The organism is Pseudoduganella namucuonensis (genome assembly GCF_900116645.1).
GTDB lineage: Bacteria > Pseudomonadota > Gammaproteobacteria > Burkholderiales > Burkholderiaceae_D > Rugamonas > Rugamonas namucuonensis.
This window is the reverse complement of sequence record NZ_FPBO01000050.1, coordinates 1-19393: the sequence shown is the minus strand read 5'-3', so window position 1 is coordinate 19393 and position 19393 is coordinate 1. Positions and strand designations below refer to the sequence as shown.

Annotated in this window: 21 protein-coding genes; all 21 read right to left on the bottom strand. The window is 63.8% G+C overall.

The window, feature by feature from the left end; translation table 11 throughout:
• Positions 1-135: 135 nt before the first annotated feature.
• Positions 136-1389 (bottom strand): EAL domain-containing response regulator, encoded by a 1254-nt coding sequence (locus BM436_RS32515; RefSeq protein WP_229490945.1) that lies wholly within the window; start codon positions 1387-1389, stop codon positions 136-138.
• Positions 1353-2138 carry a TrmH family RNA methyltransferase gene (locus tag BM436_RS32510; RefSeq protein WP_093560676.1) on the bottom strand — a complete coding sequence of 262 codons (786 nt, stop codon included), beginning with the start codon at positions 2136-2138 and terminating at the stop codon, positions 1353-1355. The genes BM436_RS32515 and BM436_RS32510 overlap by 37 nt, the downstream gene beginning before the upstream one ends.
• Positions 2113-2763 (bottom strand): ribonuclease HII, encoded by a 651-nt coding sequence (gene rnhB / locus BM436_RS32505; RefSeq protein ID WP_093560674.1) that lies wholly within the window; start codon positions 2761-2763, stop codon positions 2113-2115. The genes BM436_RS32510 and rnhB overlap by 26 nt, the downstream gene beginning before the upstream one ends.
• 23 nt (positions 2764-2786) lie before the next feature.
• Positions 2787-3941: a lipid-A-disaccharide synthase gene (gene lpxB, locus BM436_RS32500; protein WP_371859698.1), complete on the bottom strand. Its 1155-nt coding sequence runs from the start codon at positions 3939-3941 to the stop codon at positions 2787-2789.
• Positions 3925-4728, bottom strand: coding sequence for an acyl-ACP--UDP-N-acetylglucosamine O-acyltransferase (gene lpxA, locus BM436_RS32495; protein ID WP_093560671.1), 804 nt, complete (start codon positions 4726-4728; stop codon positions 3925-3927). The genes lpxB and lpxA overlap by 17 nt, the downstream gene beginning before the upstream one ends.
• Entirely contained in the window at positions 4728-5225 is a 498-nt protein-coding gene (fabZ, locus tag BM436_RS32490; RefSeq protein WP_093560669.1) for a 3-hydroxyacyl-ACP dehydratase FabZ, read from the bottom strand. The genes lpxA and fabZ overlap by 1 nt, the downstream gene beginning before the upstream one ends.
• Before the next feature lie 2 nt (positions 5226-5227).
• On the bottom strand, positions 5228-6283 hold the full coding sequence (gene lpxD / locus BM436_RS32485; protein ID WP_093560667.1) for a UDP-3-O-(3-hydroxymyristoyl)glucosamine N-acyltransferase: 1056 nt from the start codon (positions 6281-6283) through the stop codon (positions 5228-5230).
• 18 nt (positions 6284-6301) lie between these two features.
• Positions 6302-6793 carry an OmpH/Skp family outer membrane protein gene (locus BM436_RS32480; RefSeq protein ID WP_093560665.1) on the bottom strand — a complete coding sequence of 164 codons (492 nt, stop codon included), beginning with the start codon at positions 6791-6793 and terminating at the stop codon, positions 6302-6304.
• A 53-nt stretch (positions 6794-6846) separates the two neighbouring features.
• On the bottom strand, positions 6847-9183 hold the full coding sequence (bamA, locus tag BM436_RS32475) for an outer membrane protein assembly factor BamA (RefSeq protein ID WP_093560664.1): 2337 nt from the start codon (positions 9181-9183) through the stop codon (positions 6847-6849).
• Between the two features lie 63 nt (positions 9184-9246).
• Complete coding sequence (gene rseP / locus BM436_RS32470; RefSeq protein ID WP_093560662.1) at positions 9247-10590, bottom strand: RIP metalloprotease RseP; 1344 nt, start codon at positions 10588-10590, stop codon at positions 9247-9249.
• On the bottom strand, positions 10587-11807 hold the full coding sequence (gene ispC / locus BM436_RS32465) for a 1-deoxy-D-xylulose-5-phosphate reductoisomerase (protein WP_093560660.1): 1221 nt from the start codon (positions 11805-11807) through the stop codon (positions 10587-10589). The genes rseP and ispC overlap by 4 nt, the downstream gene beginning before the upstream one ends.
• Before the next feature lie 10 nt (positions 11808-11817).
• A complete protein-coding gene (locus BM436_RS32460) occupies positions 11818-12651 on the bottom strand; it encodes a phosphatidate cytidylyltransferase (protein ID WP_093560658.1) in 834 nt (277 codons plus the stop codon).
• On the bottom strand, positions 12651-13403 hold the full coding sequence (gene uppS, locus BM436_RS32455; protein ID WP_093560656.1) for a polyprenyl diphosphate synthase: 753 nt from the start codon (positions 13401-13403) through the stop codon (positions 12651-12653). Before uppS ends, BM436_RS32460 begins: the two co-directional genes overlap by 1 nt.
• Before the next feature lie 108 nt (positions 13404-13511).
• On the bottom strand, positions 13512-14072 hold the full coding sequence (frr, locus tag BM436_RS32450; protein WP_093560654.1) for a ribosome recycling factor: 561 nt from the start codon (positions 14070-14072) through the stop codon (positions 13512-13514).
• A 39-nt stretch (positions 14073-14111) separates the two neighbouring features.
• The gene (gene pyrH, locus BM436_RS32445; RefSeq protein ID WP_093560652.1) at positions 14112-14828 is read right to left on the bottom strand and encodes a UMP kinase; all 717 of its coding nucleotides are present in this window, start codon (positions 14826-14828) and stop codon (positions 14112-14114) included.
• A gap of 173 nt (positions 14829-15001) precedes the next feature.
• A complete protein-coding gene (gene tsf, locus BM436_RS32440; protein ID WP_093560651.1) occupies positions 15002-15916 on the bottom strand; it encodes a translation elongation factor Ts in 915 nt (304 codons plus the stop codon).
• Between the two features lie 151 nt (positions 15917-16067).
• Positions 16068-16820 carry a 30S ribosomal protein S2 gene (rpsB, locus tag BM436_RS32435; protein ID WP_093560649.1) on the bottom strand — a complete coding sequence of 251 codons (753 nt, stop codon included), beginning with the start codon at positions 16818-16820 and terminating at the stop codon, positions 16068-16070.
• A gap of 264 nt (positions 16821-17084) precedes the next feature.
• Positions 17085-17336, bottom strand: a complete 252-nt coding sequence (locus BM436_RS32430; protein WP_143133412.1) for a hypothetical protein — start codon at positions 17334-17336, stop codon at positions 17085-17087.
• Entirely contained in the window at positions 17336-17629 is a 294-nt protein-coding gene (locus BM436_RS36615) for a hypothetical protein (RefSeq protein ID WP_143133411.1), read from the bottom strand. The genes BM436_RS32430 and BM436_RS36615 overlap by 1 nt, the downstream gene beginning before the upstream one ends.
• A 63-nt stretch (positions 17630-17692) precedes the next feature.
• On the bottom strand, positions 17693-18475 hold the full coding sequence (locus BM436_RS36610; RefSeq protein WP_143133410.1) for a hypothetical protein: 783 nt from the start codon (positions 18473-18475) through the stop codon (positions 17693-17695).
• Between the two features lie 604 nt (positions 18476-19079).
• The coding region (locus BM436_RS32420) for an integrase core domain-containing protein (RefSeq protein WP_143133331.1) at positions 19080-19393 on the bottom strand (314 nt) is incomplete at its 5' end.

The following is a 19393-nucleotide window of genomic DNA, read 5'->3' as shown; positions in this document are numbered from 1 at the left end:
TGGGCCAGGGCCCCTGATTTGCCCAAATCAAGCAAGTTTCTGGCTTGATTATGCTAAAAACTAGCTTAATCTGGGCGAAAAACGACTGCGGCCGCTACTTGCGTGCGGCCGCCGTGGGGACTCAGGGATGGAATGTCAGAAGAACTGGCGCCAGTCGTTCAGCCAGCCGGGGAATTCATCCACCGGCATCGGCTTGGCGATGTAATAGCCTTGGGCATAGGTGCAACCCAGGCCTTGCAGGAAATCCCAATCCTGTTTTGTTTCCACGCCGACCGCCACCGAACGGCGGTCCAGGCTTTTCGCCAGCGTTAAACAGGATTTCAATACCGTGCTGATGGCGCGCCTGCGCGAAGCGCCATCGACGAAGCTGCGGTCTATTTTCAATTCGGTGAAAGGCACGGCCGCCAGTAATTGGAGATTGGAACGGCCTGTGCCATAGTCATCTATCGCCAGGCCGAATCCCATCATCCTCAAACGCAGCAACCGCTCCAGGAAATGCGGGTCCGCGCTCAATACCGCCGATTCCGTCATTTCGAAGGTAATATAATCGGCGAGTATGCGGTGGCGTTCCAGGCAGGCGGTGATTTGGGCGATGAATTGCGGATGCGCGAGCGTGGCGCGGTCCACATTGATCGAGAATGAAATCGGCGTGCCTTTATCATGCAGCGCCCGGCACGCGGCCACGGTTTTCTCTATCATGCTCCAGTCGAGAAAATCGATGCGATTATTCTCTTCCAGGGCGGACATGAACGCGGCGGGGCCCAATACACCCAATTCCGGATGGGTCCAGCGGGCGAACATTTCCAGGCCTTTCACCTGGCCTGTTTCCAATTCTATTTTAGGCTGGAAATAAGGATCGAATTCACGCGCCTGTAATCCGCGCCCCACTTCGGCAAAGCCGAATACCGGGCCGGCGGGTTTCGCGGCGACGGTGCCGGGCACGACGTAATTGGCGATCAGCGATTGCAGGCGCTGCTCGCCGACCGGCTTGGCGATGGCGCCCAGCAAGTCCACACCGTAGGCGTGGGCCATGGTTTCGATGGAAAACAACACGTCGGGCTTTTGCGCGCCTGCAACAATTATTCCGGCGCGGCTACCCAGTTCGGACAGCCGGCGTATCAATTCCAGCGCGTCCATGCCCGGCAGGGCCAGGTCCAGGATGGCGATATTGACGGTGGGCGCGAAGCCTGCGCCCAAGTGGCGCAGCACGGCGTGGCCGTCGGGGACGTCGGCCACTTGCTTGGCGCCGAGGCGTTTCAGCATCTCCACCAGCGCCTGGCGCTGGGCGGGCTCGCCTTCGGCCACCAGGAATTGCAACTGCGCGATGTCCATCCTTGCCCCCAGGGAACGATTTAGCTTTGATTCTGCCTGACTTGCTCGAAAAAGCATACTGCCGCGCAGGCGGCGACGTTCAAGGACTCGACCTGGCCGAGGTGGGGAATGACCACCGTTTGCGTTGCCAGCGACAGCAAATCGTCCGCGACGCCCTGCCCTTCGTGGCCGAACACCCAGGCCACGGGCCGGCGCAGGTCCATCTCGTACAGCCGCTTGGTGGCGTAGCCGCTGGTGGCCAGCGTGGGCACCTTGGCCTTGGCCATCAGGGCGGCGAGGTCCACGTTCTCGAAGATGTCCAGCACAAAGTGCGCGCCCATGGCCGCGCGCAGCACCTTGGGCGACCAGCAAAACGCCGTGCCGCCGCTGCAGAACACCTGCTTGATGCCGGCCGCCGCCGCGCTGCGCAGGATGGAGCCGACGTTGCCGGGGTCCTGCACATTGTCCAGCAGGACGGCCGAGACGGCCAGCGCGTCCGGCACCGCGCGTTCCGGCGTCGGCACCACGAACATCACGCCCACGCCGTGCTCGACCTGGCTGATGGCGTTGTACAGCGCGTCCGGCATGGCGATGCAATGGGCGCGCTGATGCTCGATCTTGCCGACGATTTCGGCCACTTCGGGGTTTTTCAACGCGGTTTCGCTGACGATGCATTGTTCCGGCAGGCCGCGCAGGTCCAGCCAGGCCTGGCACAGGTGCACGCCGTCCAGCAGGGTCAGGCCGGCCTTGCGGCGGGCTTGCGAGCTGGTGGCGAGGTGCTTGTATTCCTTGTACTGCGCGTTATCGCGCGAGGAGATTGTTTTCATGACATTTCATTTCTTGGGCCAGCAGCAGTTCGCGCACCGGCGCGAAGGAGCGGCGGTGCACCGGGGACGGGCCGTGCATTTGCAGGCGCTCGAGGTGCAGCGCGGTGCCGTAGCCTTTGTGCTGGTCGAACGCATACTCCGGAAAACGGACATGCAAGTCCACCAGCGCCGCGTCGCGCGCGGTCTTGGCCAGGATGGAGGCGGCGGAGATCGCGTCTTCCTTGTCGTCGCCGCCGATGATGGCGATGCTTTGTATCTTCATGACCGGGCAGCGGTTGCCGTCGATCAGCGCCAGGGTGGGCGCCACGCTGAGCGCCTCCACGGCGCGCCGCATGGCCAGCATGCTGGCCTGCAGGATGTTCAGCTTGTCGATTTCCTCTTCCGACGCCTGCGCCACGGCCCAGGCCAACGCGTGCAGCTTGATCAGCGGCGCCAGTTCGTCGCGCTTGGCCTCGGTCAGCTTCTTGGAGTCGCGCAGGCCGAGGATGGGGCGTTCGCGGTGCAGGATCACGGCGGCGGCGAACACGGGCCCGGCCAGCGGGCCGCGCCCGGCCTCGTCCACGCCGCAGATGATCTCGTCGGGGGAGCTGGGCAGGTCGTCGAACAGACCGGATTGCGCTGGCATTTCCACTTGTCGGGCCGCTTTCTTCACTTGCCGATCACTTTCATCACCGCCGCGGCGCTTTCCTGGGCGCTGTTGCGCAGCAGGCTGTGGTGCATGGCGGTGAAGCGCTCCGCCAATTGTAAACGGTGCGGCGCGTCGGCCAACTGGCGCCACAGCGCCTCGGCCAGGTTTTCCGGGCTGGCCGCGTCCTGCAGCAGCTCGGGCACCACGAAGTCGCGCGACAGGATGTTGGGCAGGCCTATCCACGGCTGGTAGCCGAAGTGGCGCAGGATCTGCCATTCGGCCGCCATCATCTTGTAGGCGATGACCATCGGCTTCTTGAACAGCGCCACCTCCAGCGACGCCGTGCCGGACGCCACCAGCACCGCGTCGCCGGCGGCGATGGCGGTGTGGGACTGGCCGTCCAGCAGCTGGATCTCGACGTCCTGCAAGCCGGCCTGCGCCACGATCTGCAGGAACAGCTGCCGCTGCTTCTCGCCCGCCATCGGGGCGACGAAGCGCAGCGAGCGGTCGCGTTTCAGCAGCAGCCTGGCCGCGCCGACGAAGGCCGCCGTGTTGTACTTGATCTCGGACATGCGGCTGCCCGGCATGATGGTGACCACGTTGGCGTCCTCCGGCAGTCCCAGCGCGCGGCGCGCGGCGCCCTCGTCCGGGAGCAGCGGAATCATCTCGGCCAGCGGATGGCCGACATAGCTGACCGGCACGCCGGCCTTGCGGTAGATCTCCTCCTCGAAGGGGAACACCACCAGCATGTGCGACACGGCCTTGATGATCTTCTTGATGCGGCCGCCCCGCCAGGCCCAGATCTGCGGCCCGATGTAGTGCACGGTGGGGATGCCGGCGTCCTTCAGCTGCATTTCCAGGCCCAGGTTGAAGCCCGGGTAGTCGGCGCCGATGAAGCAGGACGGACGCTCGGCGATCAAGCGGTCGCGCAGCTGGTTCTGGATGCCCTTGATTTCGCGGTAGCGCGGGATCACGGCCAGCAGGCCGCGCACGGTCAGCTTGTCCATCGGCCAGTGCGACTCGAAGCCGTGCTCCATCATCGCCGGGCCGCCGATGCCGTGGAAGCGCGCCTCGGGCAGGTGGGGCCGCAGGCCGGACAGCAGGCGCGCCGCCAGCACGTCGCCGGACGGTTCGCCGGCGACCAGCGCGACCGACATGTCAGCGGACGATGCCACGATTCGCCGTGTCGAGGAATTCGCGCATGGCGCGAACGTGCGCGGCGGCGTCGGCCGCCAGGGAGCCCTCTTGCTCGATCATGGCCGCCTTGGCCTCCTCCAGCGTCAGGCCGGAGCGGTACAGGGTCTTGTAGGCGGCGCGGATGGCGTTGATCTGCTCGCGCGTGAAGCCGCGGCGCTTCAGGCCCTCGATGTTGACGCCGTGCGCCGCCGCCGGATTCCCGTTCAGCAGCACGAAGGGCGGCACGTCCTGCGTCAGGCTGGTGCTCATGCCGACGAAGGCGTGGGCGCCGATCTTGCAGAACTGGTGCACATTGGCGAAGCCGCTCATGATGACCCAGTCGCCGATCTCCACGTGGCCCGCGATCTGCGCGTTGTTCGAGAAGATGGTGTTGTTGCCGACCACGCAGTCGTGCGCCAGGTGGACGTAGGCCGAGATCCAGTTGTCGTTGCCCAGCCTCGTCACGCCCTTGTCCTGCACCGTGCCGGTGTTGAAGGTGCAGAATTCGCGGATGGTGTTGCGGTCGCCGATTTCCAGGCGGGTCGGCTCTCCGGCCCATTTCTTGTCCTGCGGCGCGGCGCCGATGGACGAGAACTGGAACAACACGTTGTCGCTGCCGATGCTCGTGTGGCCCTCGATCACGACGTGCGGGCCGACCTTGGTGCCGGAGGCGATGCTGACATGGGGGCCGATCACCGAGTACGCGCCGACCGTCACGCTGCTATCGAGCTGCGCTTTCGGATCGACGATGGCGGTTGGGTGGATGTTACCCGATACGTTGCTCATTACTGCCCCGCTGGCTGGCTCGCGTCGGTGCTGCTGCGGATGGTGCACATCAGGTCGGCCTCGACGGCGGTCTGGCCGTCCACGCTGCCGACCGCCTTGTATTTCCAGATACCGCGCGACACGCGCACGATCTCGACATCCATCTTCAGCTGGTCGCCGGGGCCCACCGGGCGCTTGAAGCGCGCGTTGTCGATGCCGACGAAGTAGACCACCGAGTTCTCGTCCGGCTTGATGCCCATGGACTTGAACGACAGCAGCGCGGCGGTCTGCGCCATCGCCTCGATCATCAGCACGCCCGGCATCACCGGCTTGTGCGGGAAATGGCCGTTGAAGAACTCCTCGTTCACGGTCACGTTCTTGATGGCGGTGATGGACTTGTTCTCTTCGTAGCGCAGGACGCGGTCGACCAGCAGCAGCGGGTAGCGGTGCGGCAGGTAGGCCTTGATCTCGCAGATGTCCATCGTCTTGTTGGTGTTGCCCGATTCGGTAGTGGTCATGATTATTGGTCTTTAACTTCGTCTTTTGTTTTGATGTTTTTTTCCAGCGCGCGGATTTTATCGCGCATTCCCGGCAGATTGCGAACTATCGCGGCCGATTTTTCCCAGTCCGCGTTTTTCGCCAGCGGGTAGAAGCCGGTGTACTGGCCCGGCTCCAGGATCGAGCGCGACACCATGCTGGCGGACGAGACGTGCACGCCGTCCACGATCTTCAGGTGGCCCAGCACCATGGCGGCGCCGCCGAAGGTGCAGTGCTTGCCGATGACGGCGCTGCCGGCCACGCCGACGCAGCCGGCCATGGCGGTGTGGTCGCCGATCACGCAGTTGTGGCCGATCTGGATCTGGTTGTCGAGCTTGACGCCGTCGCCGATGATGGTGTCGGCCAGCGCGCCGCGGTCGATGGTGGTGTTGGCGCCGATGTCGACGTCGTCGCCGATCACCACGCGGCCGGTCTGCGGGATCTTGATGTAGACGCCGCCCTCGTTGGCGAAGCCGAAGCCGTCGGTGCCGATCACGGCGCCCGAATGGACGACGCCGCGCTTGCCGATCACGCAGCGCGCATGGAACGTCACGTTGGCGAAGAAGCGCGTGCCCTCGCCCACCACCGCGTCGCGGCCGACGAAGCAGCCATGCTCGATGACGGCGCCGGCGCCGATCACGGCGCCCGCCTCCACGGACACGAACGGCCCGATGTGGGCCGTGGGATCGATCTTCGCGTCCGGGTGCACGGCGGCGGCGGGATGCACGCCCGGCGCCGGCACGATGGCCGTCAGCGACTCGAAGTACTGCGCCGCGCGGGCGAAGTAGACATACGGGTTCTTGACGATGATGCGCGCGCCGCGGTAGGTGGCGGCCACGGTCTCGTCGTCCTGCGCGGAGACGATCAGCGCGGCGGCCCGGCTTTGCCCGGCCTGCGCGCGGAATTTGCTATTGCTGAGAAAGCTGATGTGCGAAACGCCGGCGTCCGCCAGTGGCGCGATCCCGGACACTTCCAGGTTCGCGTCTCCCACCAGCTGCCCGCCCAAGCGTTCGACCAATGCTCCTAGTCGAGTGCCCATCGGGGGTCCAATCTGAGTTTATTTATCTTTGTCCAGCGCCGCCAGCACCTTGTCGGTGATGTCGATGCGCGGGCTGGCCCAGACCGCGTCCTGCAGCACGATGTCGAAGCCTTCGACGATGGCGAGCTGCTTGATGATGCGGGTCGCCTTGTCGGAAATGACGGCGCGCTCCTCGTTGGTGCGCTGGTTCAAGTCCTCGCGGAACTCCCGCTGGCGGCGCTGGAATTCCTTGTCCAGCTCGAAGAACTCGCGCTGGCGCTTGACGCGGTCGGTCTCGCCCAGGGCCGGCAATTCCTTCTCCAGCTTCTCGGACGCCGTTTTCAGGCGGCCGGCCAGGTCCTGCATGGCCTTCTCGCGCGCCCGGAACTCCTCGGCCAGCTTGTCGCCGGCCAGCTTGGCCAGCTTGGACTCGTTATAGATGCGTTCAGTGCTGAGCCACGCGATCTTGGACTGCGCCTGCGCCGGCGCCACCGCGCACAGGCTCAAAGCCAGCGCGGCCAGCGCGGCCATGTACCGGGCAGTCTTAGCGGAAGCAGTCTTCAACGTATTTCTCCGTGTCAATATTAGAAGCCAGTGCCCATCTGGAACTGGAAGCGTTCCAGGCGGTCGCCCGGCTTCGCGTTCAAAGGCTTAGCATAACTCAACTTGAGCGGACCCACCGGGGAAATCCAGCTGATGCCCAGGCCGGTGGAGAAGCGCAGCTCGGAGATGCGCATCTTCTGGCCTTCCTGGTAGACCTGGCCGCCGTCCAGGAAGCCGAACCAGCGCAGGCTGCGGTCCTGGCCGGAGCCCGGGAACGGCATCTGCAGCTCGGCGTTGCCGATCAGGCGCGAGGCGCCGCCCAGGGCGTCGCCGTAGGTCGGGTCGACGATGCCGAGCGAGGAGCTCAGGTAGCCGCGCACCGAACCGATGCCGCCGCCGTAGAAGTTCTTGAACACGGGATAGGGCTTGGAACCGATGCCGTGGCCGAAGTCGATCTCGCCCTTCAGGGCCAGCGTGACCTTCGGATGCAGCGGCTTGTACCACTGCTGCTCGTACACGGCGCGGTAGTACTTCGACTCGCCGGCGATGTCCAGCTCCAGGTTGATGCGCTGGTAGCGGCCGATGGTCGGCGTGATGGCGCTGTCGCGGCTGTCGCGCGCCCAGGCCGCCGTCAGCGGCACGGCGATGGTCTTGGCGGTGCCGATGCCGTCGGCGTTGCCGGTGATGTCGGTCACGTAGTTCTTGTAGCGGAACGGGCTGGTCGCGTCGGTGGTGATCTGCGAGCGTTCCAGGCCGGCGCCGAAGAACACGGTGTCCACCTCGGAGAACGGCACGCCCCAGCTGATACGGCCGCCGTGCTGCTTGATGGTGTACGAGCCGATGTTGAGCGCCGGCGGGTTCAGCGTGCGCAGGTACAGGTCGAAGGAGCGGATCACGCCGTCGTCCGTGTAGTACGGATTGGTGTTCGAGAACTCGATCGTGCGGCTGTACTTGCTGGTGTTCAGGTTGATGCCGACGGTGTTGCCCGAGCCGGCGAAGTTGGCCTGCTGGATCGACGCCGAGAAGGTGAACTTCTCGGCCTGCGAGAACGCGCCGCCGATCTGGAAGTTGCCGGTCGGTTTCTCGACCACGGTCACCTGCACGTCGACCTGGTCGGAGGTGCCCTGCGCCTCCGGCGTGTCGATGGTGACGTCCTTGAAGTAGCCCAGGCGGTCGACGCGGTCGCGCGTCAGCTTGATCTTGTTGGCGTCGTACCAGGACGATTCGAACTGGCGGAACTCGCGGCGTATCACCTCGTCGCGCGTGGTGGTGTTGCCGGCGATGTTCATGTGGCGCACGTAGGCGCGCTTGCCCGGGTCGATGAAGAAGGTGAAGCCCACCTCGCGCTTGTCGCGGTCGATCTCCGGGTTGGCGTTGACGTTGGCGAAGGCGTAGCCGAAGGTGCCCAGGCGGTCCGAAATCAGTTTATTGGTCGCGGTCAGGCGCTCGCCCGAATAGGTCTCGCCCTTGCGCAGCAGGACCAGCTCGCGCAGCTCCTCCTCGCGGCCGAACATCTCGCCCTCGAACTTCACGTCGGCGACCTTGTACTTCTCGCCCTCGGTGATGTTGATGGTGATGTAGATGTCCTTCTTGTCCGGGGTGATGGAGACCTGCGTCGAATCGACCTGCATCTCGATGTAGCCGCGGTTCAGGTAGTAGGACTTGAGCGACTCCAGGTCGCCGGTCAGCTTGGTCTTGGAATACTGGTTGGCCTTGGTGTACCAGCTGAACCAGCCGCCGGTGTTCAGGGCCAGCTGGTCGCGCAGTTCGCTGTCGCTGAAGGTCTTGTTGCCGACGATGTTGATCTGCTTGATCTTGGCGACGTCGCCCTCGTCCACCGCGAACACGATGTTGACGCGGTTGCGCTCGATCGGCGTGACGGTGGTGGTGACCTTGACGCCGTACAGGCCGCGCGACAGGTACTGGCGCTTGAGTTCCTGCTCGGCGCGGTCGACCGACGCCTTGTCGAAGGTGCGGGTCTCGCCGACGCCGATGTCCTTCAGCGCCTTGATCAGCACATCCTTCTCGAATTCCTTGGTGCCCGTGAATTCCACCTTGGCGATGGCCGGACGCTCCTCCACGATCACCACCAGCACGTCGCCGTCCTGCTCCAGGCGCACGTCCTTGAAGATGCCGGTCGCGTACAGGGCCTTGATGGTGGTGACGCTCTTGCTGTCGTCGAAGGTCTCGCCCACGCGCACCGGCAGGTAGCTGAACACGGTGCCCGCCTCGGTGCGCTGGATGCCCTCGACGCGGATGTCCTTGACGGTGAATGGATTGATGGCGAGCGCGCCGCCGGAGCATGCCGCCAGGACGGCGGCCGCGATCAGGCTGCGGCGAAAGGAAGGCAAGGCGAAACGGTCGGAATGTAATTTCATTGGCAAAATCAATGGCTACTCACAGAACTACGTAATTGAAACGAAGCGGAACGAACGCAGGGATCACAGGAGCCGTACGACGTCGTTGAACACGGCCAGGGCCATCAACGTCACCAACAGACCTACCCCGAGGCGCTGCGCGATCTCACCAAAACGCTCGGGCACGGGGCGCCCGGTCAAAACTTCCAGCGAATAATACAGTAAAAGTCCACCATCAAGAACGGGAATCGGTAGCAAATTCATCACCCCGAGACTGATGCTGATGAAGGCGATGAAGCTCAGGTAGCTGGCCACGCCGATGCGCGCGGTCTGCCCCGCGTAGTCGGCGATCGTGATGGGGCCGGTCACGTTTTTCCAGGACACTTCGCCCACCACCATCTTGCCCATCATCTTCAGCGTCAGCACGCTGGTGTCCCACACCTTGGCCGCGCCGCGGGCCACCGCCTCGACCGGGCCGGCGGTCACTTCGATCATATCCGTCGGGGCGGCGGCGTAAGCGCCGATCTTACCGACTGTTACAGTTCCTTGATGGTCCACGTCCGGCGTGGCCGGCACCTCGATGGACTGGCCGCCGCGCAGCACCTGCAGCAGCAGCAGCTTGCCGCCGGAGGCGCGCACCCTGGTGGTGAAGGCTATCCAGTCGGCGACCGGCTCGCCGTTGATGGCGGTGACCAGGTCCCCGCTTTGCAGGCCGGCGCGCTCGGCGGCGCTGCCGGCCATGATCTCGCCCAGCTTGGCCGGCGGGCGCGTCAGCGACACGCCCAGCTTGGCCGCGACGTCGGTTTCCACGTCCAGGCCCTGCATCGCCTCGTCGGCCAGCTCCACCTGGTGGCGGCCGCCGCCCTGGCGCTCCACGTCCAGCGTCACGCCCTTCTTGTCGATGGCCGCCTGGATCAGCTGCCAGCGCAGGTCCGACCACACGCGCACCCGTTCGCCGTTGACGGCGGTGACCAGGTCCCCGCCCTTCAGGCCCGCGCGCGCGGCGGCCGATTCGACGGCCGGCGGCGCCACCTTGGCGGCCGGTTCGGCCACGCCGTGCATGTACAACGCGGCGAACAGGAAGATGGCCAGCAGGAAGTTGGCGATCGGGCCGGCGGCCACGATGGCGATGCGCTTCCACACGTTCTGGCGCGTGAACTCGCGCTTCAGGTCCGCCTCGGACAGCGGCGCGTCGCTCTCGCGGCTGTCCAGCATCTTGACGTAGCCGCCCAGCGGCAGCGCCGACACGGCCCATTCGGTCTGGTCCGGGCCGAAGCGGCGCGACCACACGACCTTGCCCATGCCGACCGAGAAGCGCAGCACCTTCACCCCGCACCAGCGCGCCACCAGGTAGTGGCCCAGCTCGTGGAAGATGATCAGCGATCCGAGCGCGACGACGAAGGCCAGCAGGGTTTGGAGGAGGCTCATTGTGTGTTGGCGCCGGAGAAATTGCCGCCCGCGGCGCGGGCCGCGATGGCGTCGATGACGCGGCCGGCGGCGGCGCGCGCCAGCGCGTCCTGCGCCATCACGGCCTCGATGCTGGCGGCCGCGCCGTGCGGCAGCTCATCCATCACGCGCGCGATCACGCGGGCGATGTCGCGGAAGCCGATCCGCGTGTCCAGGAAGGCCGCCACGGCCGCCTCGTTGGCCGCGTTCAGCAGCGCGGGCGCGGTGCCGCCGGCCTTGAGCGCGTCGAAGGCCAGCGCCAGGCAGGGGAAGCGCTCGAAGTCGGGCCGCTCGAACTGCAGCGTGCCGACCTGGGTCAGGTCCAGCTGCGCCACGCCGGAGGCGATGCGCTCCGGGTAGGCCAGCGCGTGCGCGATCGGGGTGCGCATGTCCGGGTTGCCCAGTTCGGCCAGCACGGAGCCGTCGCTGTAGGAGACCATGGAGTGGATCACGGACTGCGGGTGGATCACCACCTCGATCTGTTCGGCCGGGGTGCCGAACAGCCAGTGCGCCTCGATCACCTCCAGGCCCTTGTTCATCATGGTGGCCGAGTCGACCGAGATCTTGCGGCCCATGACCCATTTCGGATGGGCGCAGGCCTCGTCGGGCGTGACGCCGTCCAGGGTGGCGACGTCGCGCTTGAGGAAGGGGCCGCCGGAGGCGGTCAGCAGGATCTTGGTCACGCCGGCGGCGGCCGGCGCGCGGCCGTAGCCTTGCGGCAGGCACTGGAAGATGGCGTTGTGCTCGCTGTCGATGGGCAGCAGCACCGCCCCGCTCTCCCGCACCGCGTCCATGAACAGCTGGCCGGACATCACCAGCGCCTCCTTGTTGGCCAGCAGGACCTTCTTGCCGGCGCGGGCGGCGGCCAGGGTGGGCGCCAGGCCGGCGGCGCCGACGATGGCGGCCATCACGGTGTCCGTCTCGGCGGCGCTGGCGATGGCGCACAGGGCCCGCTCGCCGTGTTCGACCTCGGTGCGCACGCCGGCGGCGCGCAGCAGCGCCCGCAGGCGCGCGGCCGCGTCGGCGTCGCCGACCACCGCGCGCGCGGGACGGAAGCGCACGCACTGCGCCGCCAGTTCATCGACGCGGCTGTGCGCGCTCAGCGCGTACACCGAGTAGCGCTCGGGATGGCGGGCCAGCACGTCCAGCGTCGAAACGCCGATGGAGCCGGTCGCGCCCAGGATGGTGATGCGTTGCATGGGAATGTCCTTAGAGCCAGTTGCCGATCAGCGCCGCCAGTGGCAGCACCGGCACCAGGGCATCGATACGATCGAGCACGCCGCCGTGGCCGGGCAGCAGCTTGCTGCTGTCCTTGAAGCCGGCGCGGCGCTTGAGCATGGATTCAAACAGGTCGCCGACCACGCTGGCGGCGACGATCAGCAGCAGCAGCGCGACCGTCAGGGCCCAGCCCTTGCGCGCCTGCAGCTGCACGGCGAAGGTGTCCTGCAGCCAGGGCGCGCCGGGGGCCAGCACGATGGTCAGCGCCGACAGCAGCAGCACGGCGACGCCGCCGCCGATGGCGCCCTCCCAGGACTTGCCCGGGGAGATGGACGGCGCCAGCTTGCGCTTGCCGAAGGCCTTGCCGGAGAAATAGGCGCCGATGTCGGCGACCCACACCAGCGCCATGGCCGACAGCAGGAACACCGCCGAGTGCCGGAACAGCACGATGATGGCGACGAAGCAGCTCACCAGCGTGATCGCGTACACGTAGCTCAGCATCCTGCTGGCGGCGCTGTCGATGGCGGGCAGGCCGAACTTGAGCGCCGGCGTGAAGCGCAGCAGCCAGATCGGCACGGCCAGGGCCAGCCAGAAGTTGATGGAGGAATTGAGTTCGCGGTACAGGAAGGTGTAGCCGAAGGCCGCCGTGAAGGCGGCCGCCATGACCAGCGGGCGCTGGTTCTTGAACAGGCGGAAGGCCTCCCAGACCGCGGCGCCGAAGAAGGCCAGCACCACGGCGGCGAAAGCCGGGTAATAGTTGAAAAACAGCACGGGCAGCAATACCGCCAGCAGTGCGACAGCGGTGATGATCCGGGTTTTCAGCATCAGGTGGTCTTTTCCGCCAATTGGTCGCCGGTGCGGCCGAAGCGCCGCTCCCGGTTCTGGTAAGACGCGATCGCCGCGTCCAGCGACTCGATCGAGAAATCGGGCCAGTAGGTGTCGGTGAAGTACAGCTCGGTGTACGCCAGCTGCCACAGCAGGAAGTTGGAGATGCGCTCCTCGCCGCCGGTGCGGATGAACAGGTCCGGCTCGGGCGCGTAGGCCATGGCCAGGTGCGGCGCCAGCTGCTCCTCGCTGAAGTCGGTCGCGCCCGGGTGCGCCTGCACCATCTTGCCGACCGCCTGCATGATGTCCCAGCGGCCGCCGTAGTTGGCGCACACGGTCACCGTCATGCGGGTGTTGTTGGCCGTCTTGCGCTCGGCGTTGGCGATCATCGCGCGCAGCTTGTCGTCGAAGCGCGACAGGTCGCCGACCACCTTCAGACGGATGTTATTGGCGTGCATTTTCGCCACTTCGCGCTCCAGCGCGGTGACGAACAGGCGCATCAGCAGCGACACCTCCTCCTCCGGCCGGCGCCAGTTCTCGGAACTGAAGGCGAACACGGTGAGGTACTCCACGCCGCGCAGCGCGCAGGCCTCGACCACGGTGCGCACGGCCTCCACGCCCTTGACGTGGCCGGCCACGCGCGGCAGGAAGCGGCGCGTGGCCCAGCGTCCGTTGCCATCCATGATGATGGCGACGTGGCGGGGCACCTTGGGCGCATCCGGAACCGCAGTCGTCGAACTCGAATATTTCATGAACTCTACAGCCAAAAAAGTATTGCCATTACGCAAAAATCAAAACCGGGGTCAGACCACGGTTTTTCTGCAATATTGCACGAAAAACGTGGTCTGTCCCCGGTTTTATCACACCGTCAGGACTTCCTTTTCTTTCTCGGCGACCAGCTTGTCGATGTCGACGATGGCCTTGTCGGTGAGCTTTTGCACCTCGTCCGAACCGCGGCGCTCGTCGTCCTCGGAGATCGCCTTGTCCTTGACCAGCTTCTTCAGCGATTCGTTGGCGTCGCGGCGGATGTTGCGCACCGCCACTTTCGCGTCCTCGGCCTCGCTCTTGCACAGCTTGACCATCTCCTTGCGGCGCTCCTCCGTCAGGGCCGGGGTCGGCACGCGGATCTGGTCGCCCTGCGACGACGGGTTCAGGCCCAGGTCCGCGTCGCGGATGGCCTTCTCGATGGTGGCGGCCATCTTCTTCTCGAACGGCTGCACGCCGATGGTGCGGGCGTCCACCAGCGTCAGGTTGGCCACCTGGTTGATCGGCGTCGGGTTGCCGTAGTACTCGACCATCACGTGGTCGAGGATGCCGGTGTGGGCGCGGCCGGTGCGGACCTTGGCCAGGTCGGCCTTCAGCGTCTCGATCGACTTGGCCATGCGGTCTTGGGCGTTTTTCTTAACGTCAGCTACGGACATGCTTTGCTCCTGAATATCGCGAAATTAGCGCAAATGAAATTAAACGTGAACCAGTGTACCTTCATCCTCGCCCATGATCACGCGCATCAGCGCGCCCGGCTTGGTGATGGAGAACACTTTGATCGGCAGCTTCTGGTCGCGGCACAGCGCGAAGGCGGTGGCGTCCATCACCTGCAGGTGCTTGGCGATGGCCTCGTCGAAGCTGATGGTGTGGAACAGCGTGGCGTTCGGGTCCTTCTTCGGGTCGGCGGTGTAGATGCCGTCCACCTTGGTCGCCTTCAGCACGATCTCGGCGCTGATCTCGGAACCGCGCAGGGCGGCGGCGGTGTCGGTGGTGAAGAAGGGGTTGCCGGTGCCGGCGGCGAACACGACGACCTTGCCCTCTTCCAGGTATTGCAGCGCTTTCGGACGCACGTACGGCTCGACCACCTGGTCGATGCCGATGGCCGACATCACGCGCGCGGTCACGCCGGCGTGGCGCATCGCGTCGCCCAGGGCCAGCGCGTTCATCACGGTGGCCAGCATGCCCATGTAGTCCGCGGTGGCGCGGTCCATACCCTGGGCGCCGGGCGCCACGCCGCGGAAGATGTTGCCGCCGCCGATCACCACCGCCACTTCCACGCCCAGTTTCGCGACCTCGGCCACGTCGGCGACCATGCTCTCGATCGTGCTGCGGTTGATGCCGTAGGCATCGTCGCCCATCAGGGCCTCGCCGGACAATTTGAGAAGGACGCGCTTGAAGGCTGGTTTTGACATGAGCTGGGGCTCCTTAATGGGGTTTTTATTCGGGTGAGACTGCCGGGACGCACATGTTATCACTATGTCACCGCGTCGCCGGGCACTGCACCATCCGCCGCCTGGGCGCGCCATGGCGGCGGATGGGTCCAGCTAAAAAAACGGGCCTTGCGGCCCGCTTTCTTCTTTACGCCTTAGGCGCCTTTGGAGGCGGCCACTTGCGCGGCGACTTCGGCTGCGAAGTCGTCCACTTTCTTCTCGATGCCCTCGCCCACCACGAACATCGTGAAGCCCTTCACGCTGGCGTTGGCGGCTTTCAGCATCTGCTCGACGGTCTGCTTGTCGTTCTTGACGAAGGCCTGGTTCAGCAGGGACACTTCCTTCAGGAACTTCTGCACGGAGCCTTCCAGACGCTTGGCGACGATCTCGGCCGATTGCGCAGGCTTGCCGGCGGCGGCGGCTTGGGCCGCGTCCTCGTCGGCCTTGGCCTGGGCGACCGAACGCTCTTTTTCGATCAGTTCGGCTGGAACCTGGTCGGCCGACAGCGACACCGGCTTCATCGCGGCGATGTGCATGGCGACGTCTTTACCCACTTGCTCGTCGGCGCCTTCGAACTCGACCAGCACGCCGATGCGGGTGCCGTGCAGGTAGGAAGCCAGCTTGGCGGTGGTTTCGAAACGCTGGAAGCGGCGGATCGACATGTTCTCGCCGATCTTGCCGACCAAGGCGGCGCGCACTTCTTCCAGGGTCTTGCCGTCGGCCGCCGGCAGGGCCAGCAGGGCTGCGACGTCGGCCGGGTTGTTTTCCGCGGCCAGACGGGCGGCGGTGTTGGCCAGGTTCAGGAAGTCGTCGTTCTTGGCGACGAAGTCGGTTTCGGAGTTCACTTCGACCAGGGCGCCGACGCCGTTGGCGATGTAGGCGGCCACCACGCCTTCGGCGGTGATGCGGGCCGATGCCTTGGCGGCCTTGCCGCCCAGTTTAACGCGCAGAATCTCTTCCGCCTTGCCCATGTCGCCTTCGGCTTCGGTCAGGGCTTTTTTGCATTCCATCATCGGTGCGTCGGTTTTCGCACGCAGTTCGCCTACCATCGCTGCAGTAATCGCTGCCATGTAATTCTCCTGTATTCGGTGGGTTGGTACGGGGGCGGCACAAGCCGGCGACGCCCATACGCTGTCGTTAAAAAAAAGGGGGAGCTGAAGCCACCCCTTTTAAACTGCTGATTGCGCTACTCGGGGTTTCTATCTCGCGATAGAAAACCGATTAGGCCTGTTCGCTGACTTCGACGAACTCGTCGCCGGAGGCGGTCTTGATCGTTTCCAGCACGTCGGCTGCCGAGTTGGCGCGGCCTTCGAGGATGGCGTCGGCGACACCGCGAGCGTACAGCGTGATCGCTTTGGAGGAGTCATCGTTGCCTGGAATGACGTAGGTGACGCCGGCCGGGGAGTGGTTGGTGTCGACCACGCCGATGACTGGGATGCCCAGTTTCGCGGCTTCGGTGATGGCGCCTTTGTGGTAGCCCACGTCCACGACGAAGATCGCGTCGGGAACGCCGCCCATTTCCTTGATGCCGCCGATGGATTTTTGCAGCTTGACCATCTCGCGTTGGAACATCAGCGCTTCTTTTTTCGACAGCTTCTCAACGGAACCGTCTTCGATTTGGGCTTCCATGTCTTTCAGGCGCTTGATCGAGGTCTTGATCGTTTTGAAGTTGGTCAGCATGCCGCCCAGCCAACGCTGGTCAACGTAAGGAACGCCGGCACGTTGCGCTTCGGCGGCGATGATTTCGCGCGCTTGACGCTTGGTGCCCACCATCAGGATGGTGCCACGGTTCGAGGCCAGTTGGCGAACGTGCTTCATCGCCTCCTGGTACATGCCCATGGTTTTTTCCAGGTTGATGATGTGGATCTTGTTGCGGTGACCGAAGATGAACGGCGCCATCTTCGGGTTCCAGAAACGGGTTTGGTGGCCGAAGTGGACACCGGCTTCCAGCATTTCACGCATAGTTACGGACATATTAGCTCCAGGGTTGGGTCTGGAATCCGCCCAGTCACCCTTGCGGGCACCCTTTTTGAACGGATTCGCGTTTAAAAATTAAAGTAATTTACAACATTGCCCGAAAACGAATTCAAGCAACCCGAGATTGTACTCTGAAAACGGGGGGTTGGGCAAGGATGTTGCGGTGCGGCGGGCGGGGCCGGCCGGGGCGCGGGGTAACGGTCCCGTGGGGCGGGCGGCAGGCGTCGGGCGTGTTCCGCGTCGTGGCCGAGCAGAAAGCGATCAATCGGCCGCCAAGTGGCGGTCGCCCACCCCTTCTGTGATACGCACTAGCCTGATCTTGCCACGGAATAGCCCGCCCAGCAAAGGCACGTGCCGGACCACTATGCCCACGGCGAGGCGGTGACCATCGCCATCGGTAACAATGTACTCTTGCCGCCCAATGTCCACCGCTTCCACATACCGCTCGGCCGCCTCGACGGTATCGAAGGCGGAAACATCGCCGTGCTCGGAGACATAAATGGGTGTCTTCACTAGATCGCCCCCGAAGATCCGCCGAGTCGCCATGGCGCATGCTTCTCGGCAATTTTCCTAAAAATTGAGCTTGACATAATTTCCATAAATTCCTTGCCCGGCCGCTCTCCACACTTCCAAGAAATATGTCCAACCCGATCCTTTCCCAGCATGACTTCAAGCATCTCTTCAATCAAATAACAACAACTTACCCACTGCTCATCGGGTGGTACGCGCTTGCATTCAACACAAACCGCAACATCCTTATTGCCATCCTGACAAAGACTCGCTGAATCCAGTCGTAGTTTCCCCATATCACTTCAAAGATGGCAAGCTGAAACCCAACCAAGAACGCCGTGCTTTCGCCCTCATCCTTTTTAAACATTTCCTGTATCCTGAAGCTCAAGCACATTAATCAAGGCGTATTGAAGTGACGACCCCATTGCCCGCCTCTCCCCGTCCTCGTAGCGAAGCCGGTATATTGTGGCGTCCCGTCCGCCGTTTTTTACACCTAACCCGGCGACGCCGTCCACCTCGGCCAAAACATAAAAAATCGCATCCGGCAATACAATTCGTCGGATCTCGCGCACACCGAAAACCGCGCAAACGCCGATTCTCGCGCCGTCCGTCTGAGCAAGCAGCTCAAGATAGTCGCCAGGCAGCAGCGCATCGATACAGCCGAGATAAGTCTCGCGTTCCATTTGTGACGATGGCGCGCGCAACGATACAACTCGCCCTTGGGCGTGCCATTCGCGCAACCACCCAGTGAATGCCGAAGCATCAACAGGCTCGCATTCCTCAACAACATGTGGTTGCATGGGGTTAAAGCAGATCCTTACATCCTCAATTTCGCCTCGTAATGTATCCAAGTCCATGCCAGCATAAAATTGACTTGGCGGGACATTAAATACAAGTGAAAACAATCGCCCTTTTGCCAGCCAGACCTCAGCTCTCAGCTTTGCGGGCGAATTACTCCTCGACAACGTCACATTAGCTAATAACGCCTCATCGGGCGCATTGGGGAAACGAAGGTCATCGTCAAATGCTGGCTTACCATATCGAATTTGATAAAGATTGACCTCCTTACCATTTGACAATCTCTGCACTTTATTAACCACCTCGGCCTGCCGTAACAGTCGCGAACCCGCACTGTCGCTCAAACAACGCCGCACCTTGTCAAGGATGTCTGTCTCGAAAGGGTGAAGGCCAGTTCGCCGGCCAAGAAGTACAGTTAATAGTCTCAACATTATCGGCACCCACAACCAGAATTCACAATTCTTCCGACACCGCCAGCAGCGGCACCCAGCGAGGTGCCTTTGTACGCTTTGGGAATACGAGCCCACTGCTGGCTCATACTACTCGGCATGGGATTGGCTTCTTTCCAAGACCGTGGCATGAACCTATAACGATGCGGGTCGGACAATGCATGCTCAGCGATAGAGACGTAATTCCCATTCCAGAGTGAGCGCGGCCCACCCGCTCGCCCTGGCACCCAGTGCGAAAACTCCATCCCGGCAGCCCTTCCCCCAGCAGCTCTCACCCCGCCAACAAATCCGGTGGCCGCGCCAACAACCACCCCCGCTAGCTCACCAGCGCCATACTCATCGGAGCACTGATTGATACCGCCCTCGACGCCAAAAAAGTCGCGCATGAGTTGCCCCTGCCCAAAAAGGATAACATCTCCCATACCTGCACTAAAATCAATTGCCCCCGGCGGTAGCGAAGGCAAATCCCGGCGTTTGTCAACGTAGTTGTCGTGTCATCTCAAGCTGCTTGCTGTAGTTCTTCTGGCCGAATCCGTTCCGGATTCAACCAGACCTGATCTTCCAGTTTCCAATTCCTCGTGTCCTGCGACCAGCGCTGAGGATTGCGGTTCTTGGCGTCACGATAGACCTGCTCGCGGCGCGCCAGAATGGCCGCATCCTGGCCAGTGTGACGCTGCGCCGGCGTCACAAACTTCAGTCCGCTGTGCTTGTGCTCCTGGTTGTACCAGCGCACGAATTTCAGTGTCCACGCCCGCGCTTCCTCCAAGCCTCCGAATGGTTTGCTCGGGTAGTCTGGACGGTACTTGCAGGTCC

What these genes read in the sequence shown, in the direction of transcription:
- BM436_RS32515 (WP_229490945.1), bottom strand. Translation starts at nt 1,389, where the DNA reads ATGCTTTTTCGAGCAAGTCAGGCAGAATCAAAGCTAAATCGTTCCCTG.
- BM436_RS32510 (WP_093560676.1), bottom strand. Translation starts at nt 2,138, where the DNA reads ATGAAAACAATCTCCTCGCGCGATAACGCGCAGTACAAGGAATACAAG.
- rnhB (WP_093560674.1), bottom strand. Translation starts at nt 2,763, where the DNA reads ATGCCAGCGCAATCCGGTCTGTTCGACGACCTGCCCAGCTCCCCCGAC.
- lpxA (WP_093560671.1), bottom strand. Translation starts at nt 4,728, where the DNA reads ATGAGCAACGTATCGGGTAACATCCACCCAACCGCCATCGTCGATCCG.
- fabZ (WP_093560669.1), bottom strand. Translation starts at nt 5,225, where the DNA reads ATGACCACTACCGAATCGGGCAACACCAACAAGACGATGGACATCTGC.
- lpxD (WP_093560667.1), bottom strand. Translation starts at nt 6,283, where the DNA reads ATGGGCACTCGACTAGGAGCATTGGTCGAACGCTTGGGCGGGCAGCTG.
- BM436_RS32480 (WP_093560665.1), bottom strand. Translation starts at nt 6,793, where the DNA reads ATGGCCGCGCTGGCCGCGCTGGCTTTGAGCCTGTGCGCGGTGGCGCCG.
- bamA (WP_093560664.1), bottom strand. Translation starts at nt 9,183, where the DNA reads ATGAAATTACATTCCGACCGTTTCGCCTTGCCTTCCTTTCGCCGCAGC.
- rseP (WP_093560662.1), bottom strand. Translation starts at nt 10,590, where the DNA reads ATGAGCCTCCTCCAAACCCTGCTGGCCTTCGTCGTCGCGCTCGGATCG.
- ispC (WP_093560660.1), bottom strand. Translation starts at nt 11,807, where the DNA reads ATGCAACGCATCACCATCCTGGGCGCGACCGGCTCCATCGGCGTTTCG.
- BM436_RS32460 (WP_093560658.1), bottom strand. Translation starts at nt 12,651, where the DNA reads ATGCTGAAAACCCGGATCATCACCGCTGTCGCACTGCTGGCGGTATTG.
- uppS (WP_093560656.1), bottom strand. Translation starts at nt 13,403, where the DNA reads ATGAAATATTCGAGTTCGACGACTGCGGTTCCGGATGCGCCCAAGGTG.
- frr (WP_093560654.1), bottom strand. Translation starts at nt 14,072, where the DNA reads ATGTCCGTAGCTGACGTTAAGAAAAACGCCCAAGACCGCATGGCCAAG.
- pyrH (WP_093560652.1), bottom strand. Translation starts at nt 14,828, where the DNA reads ATGTCAAAACCAGCCTTCAAGCGCGTCCTTCTCAAATTGTCCGGCGAG.
- tsf (WP_093560651.1), bottom strand. Translation starts at nt 15,916, where the DNA reads ATGGCAGCGATTACTGCAGCGATGGTAGGCGAACTGCGTGCGAAAACC.
- rpsB (WP_093560649.1), bottom strand. Translation starts at nt 16,820, where the DNA reads ATGTCCGTAACTATGCGTGAAATGCTGGAAGCCGGTGTCCACTTCGGC.
- BM436_RS36615 (WP_143133411.1), bottom strand. Translation starts at nt 17,629, where the DNA reads ATGGGGAAACTACGACTGGATTCAGCGAGTCTTTGTCAGGATGGCAAT.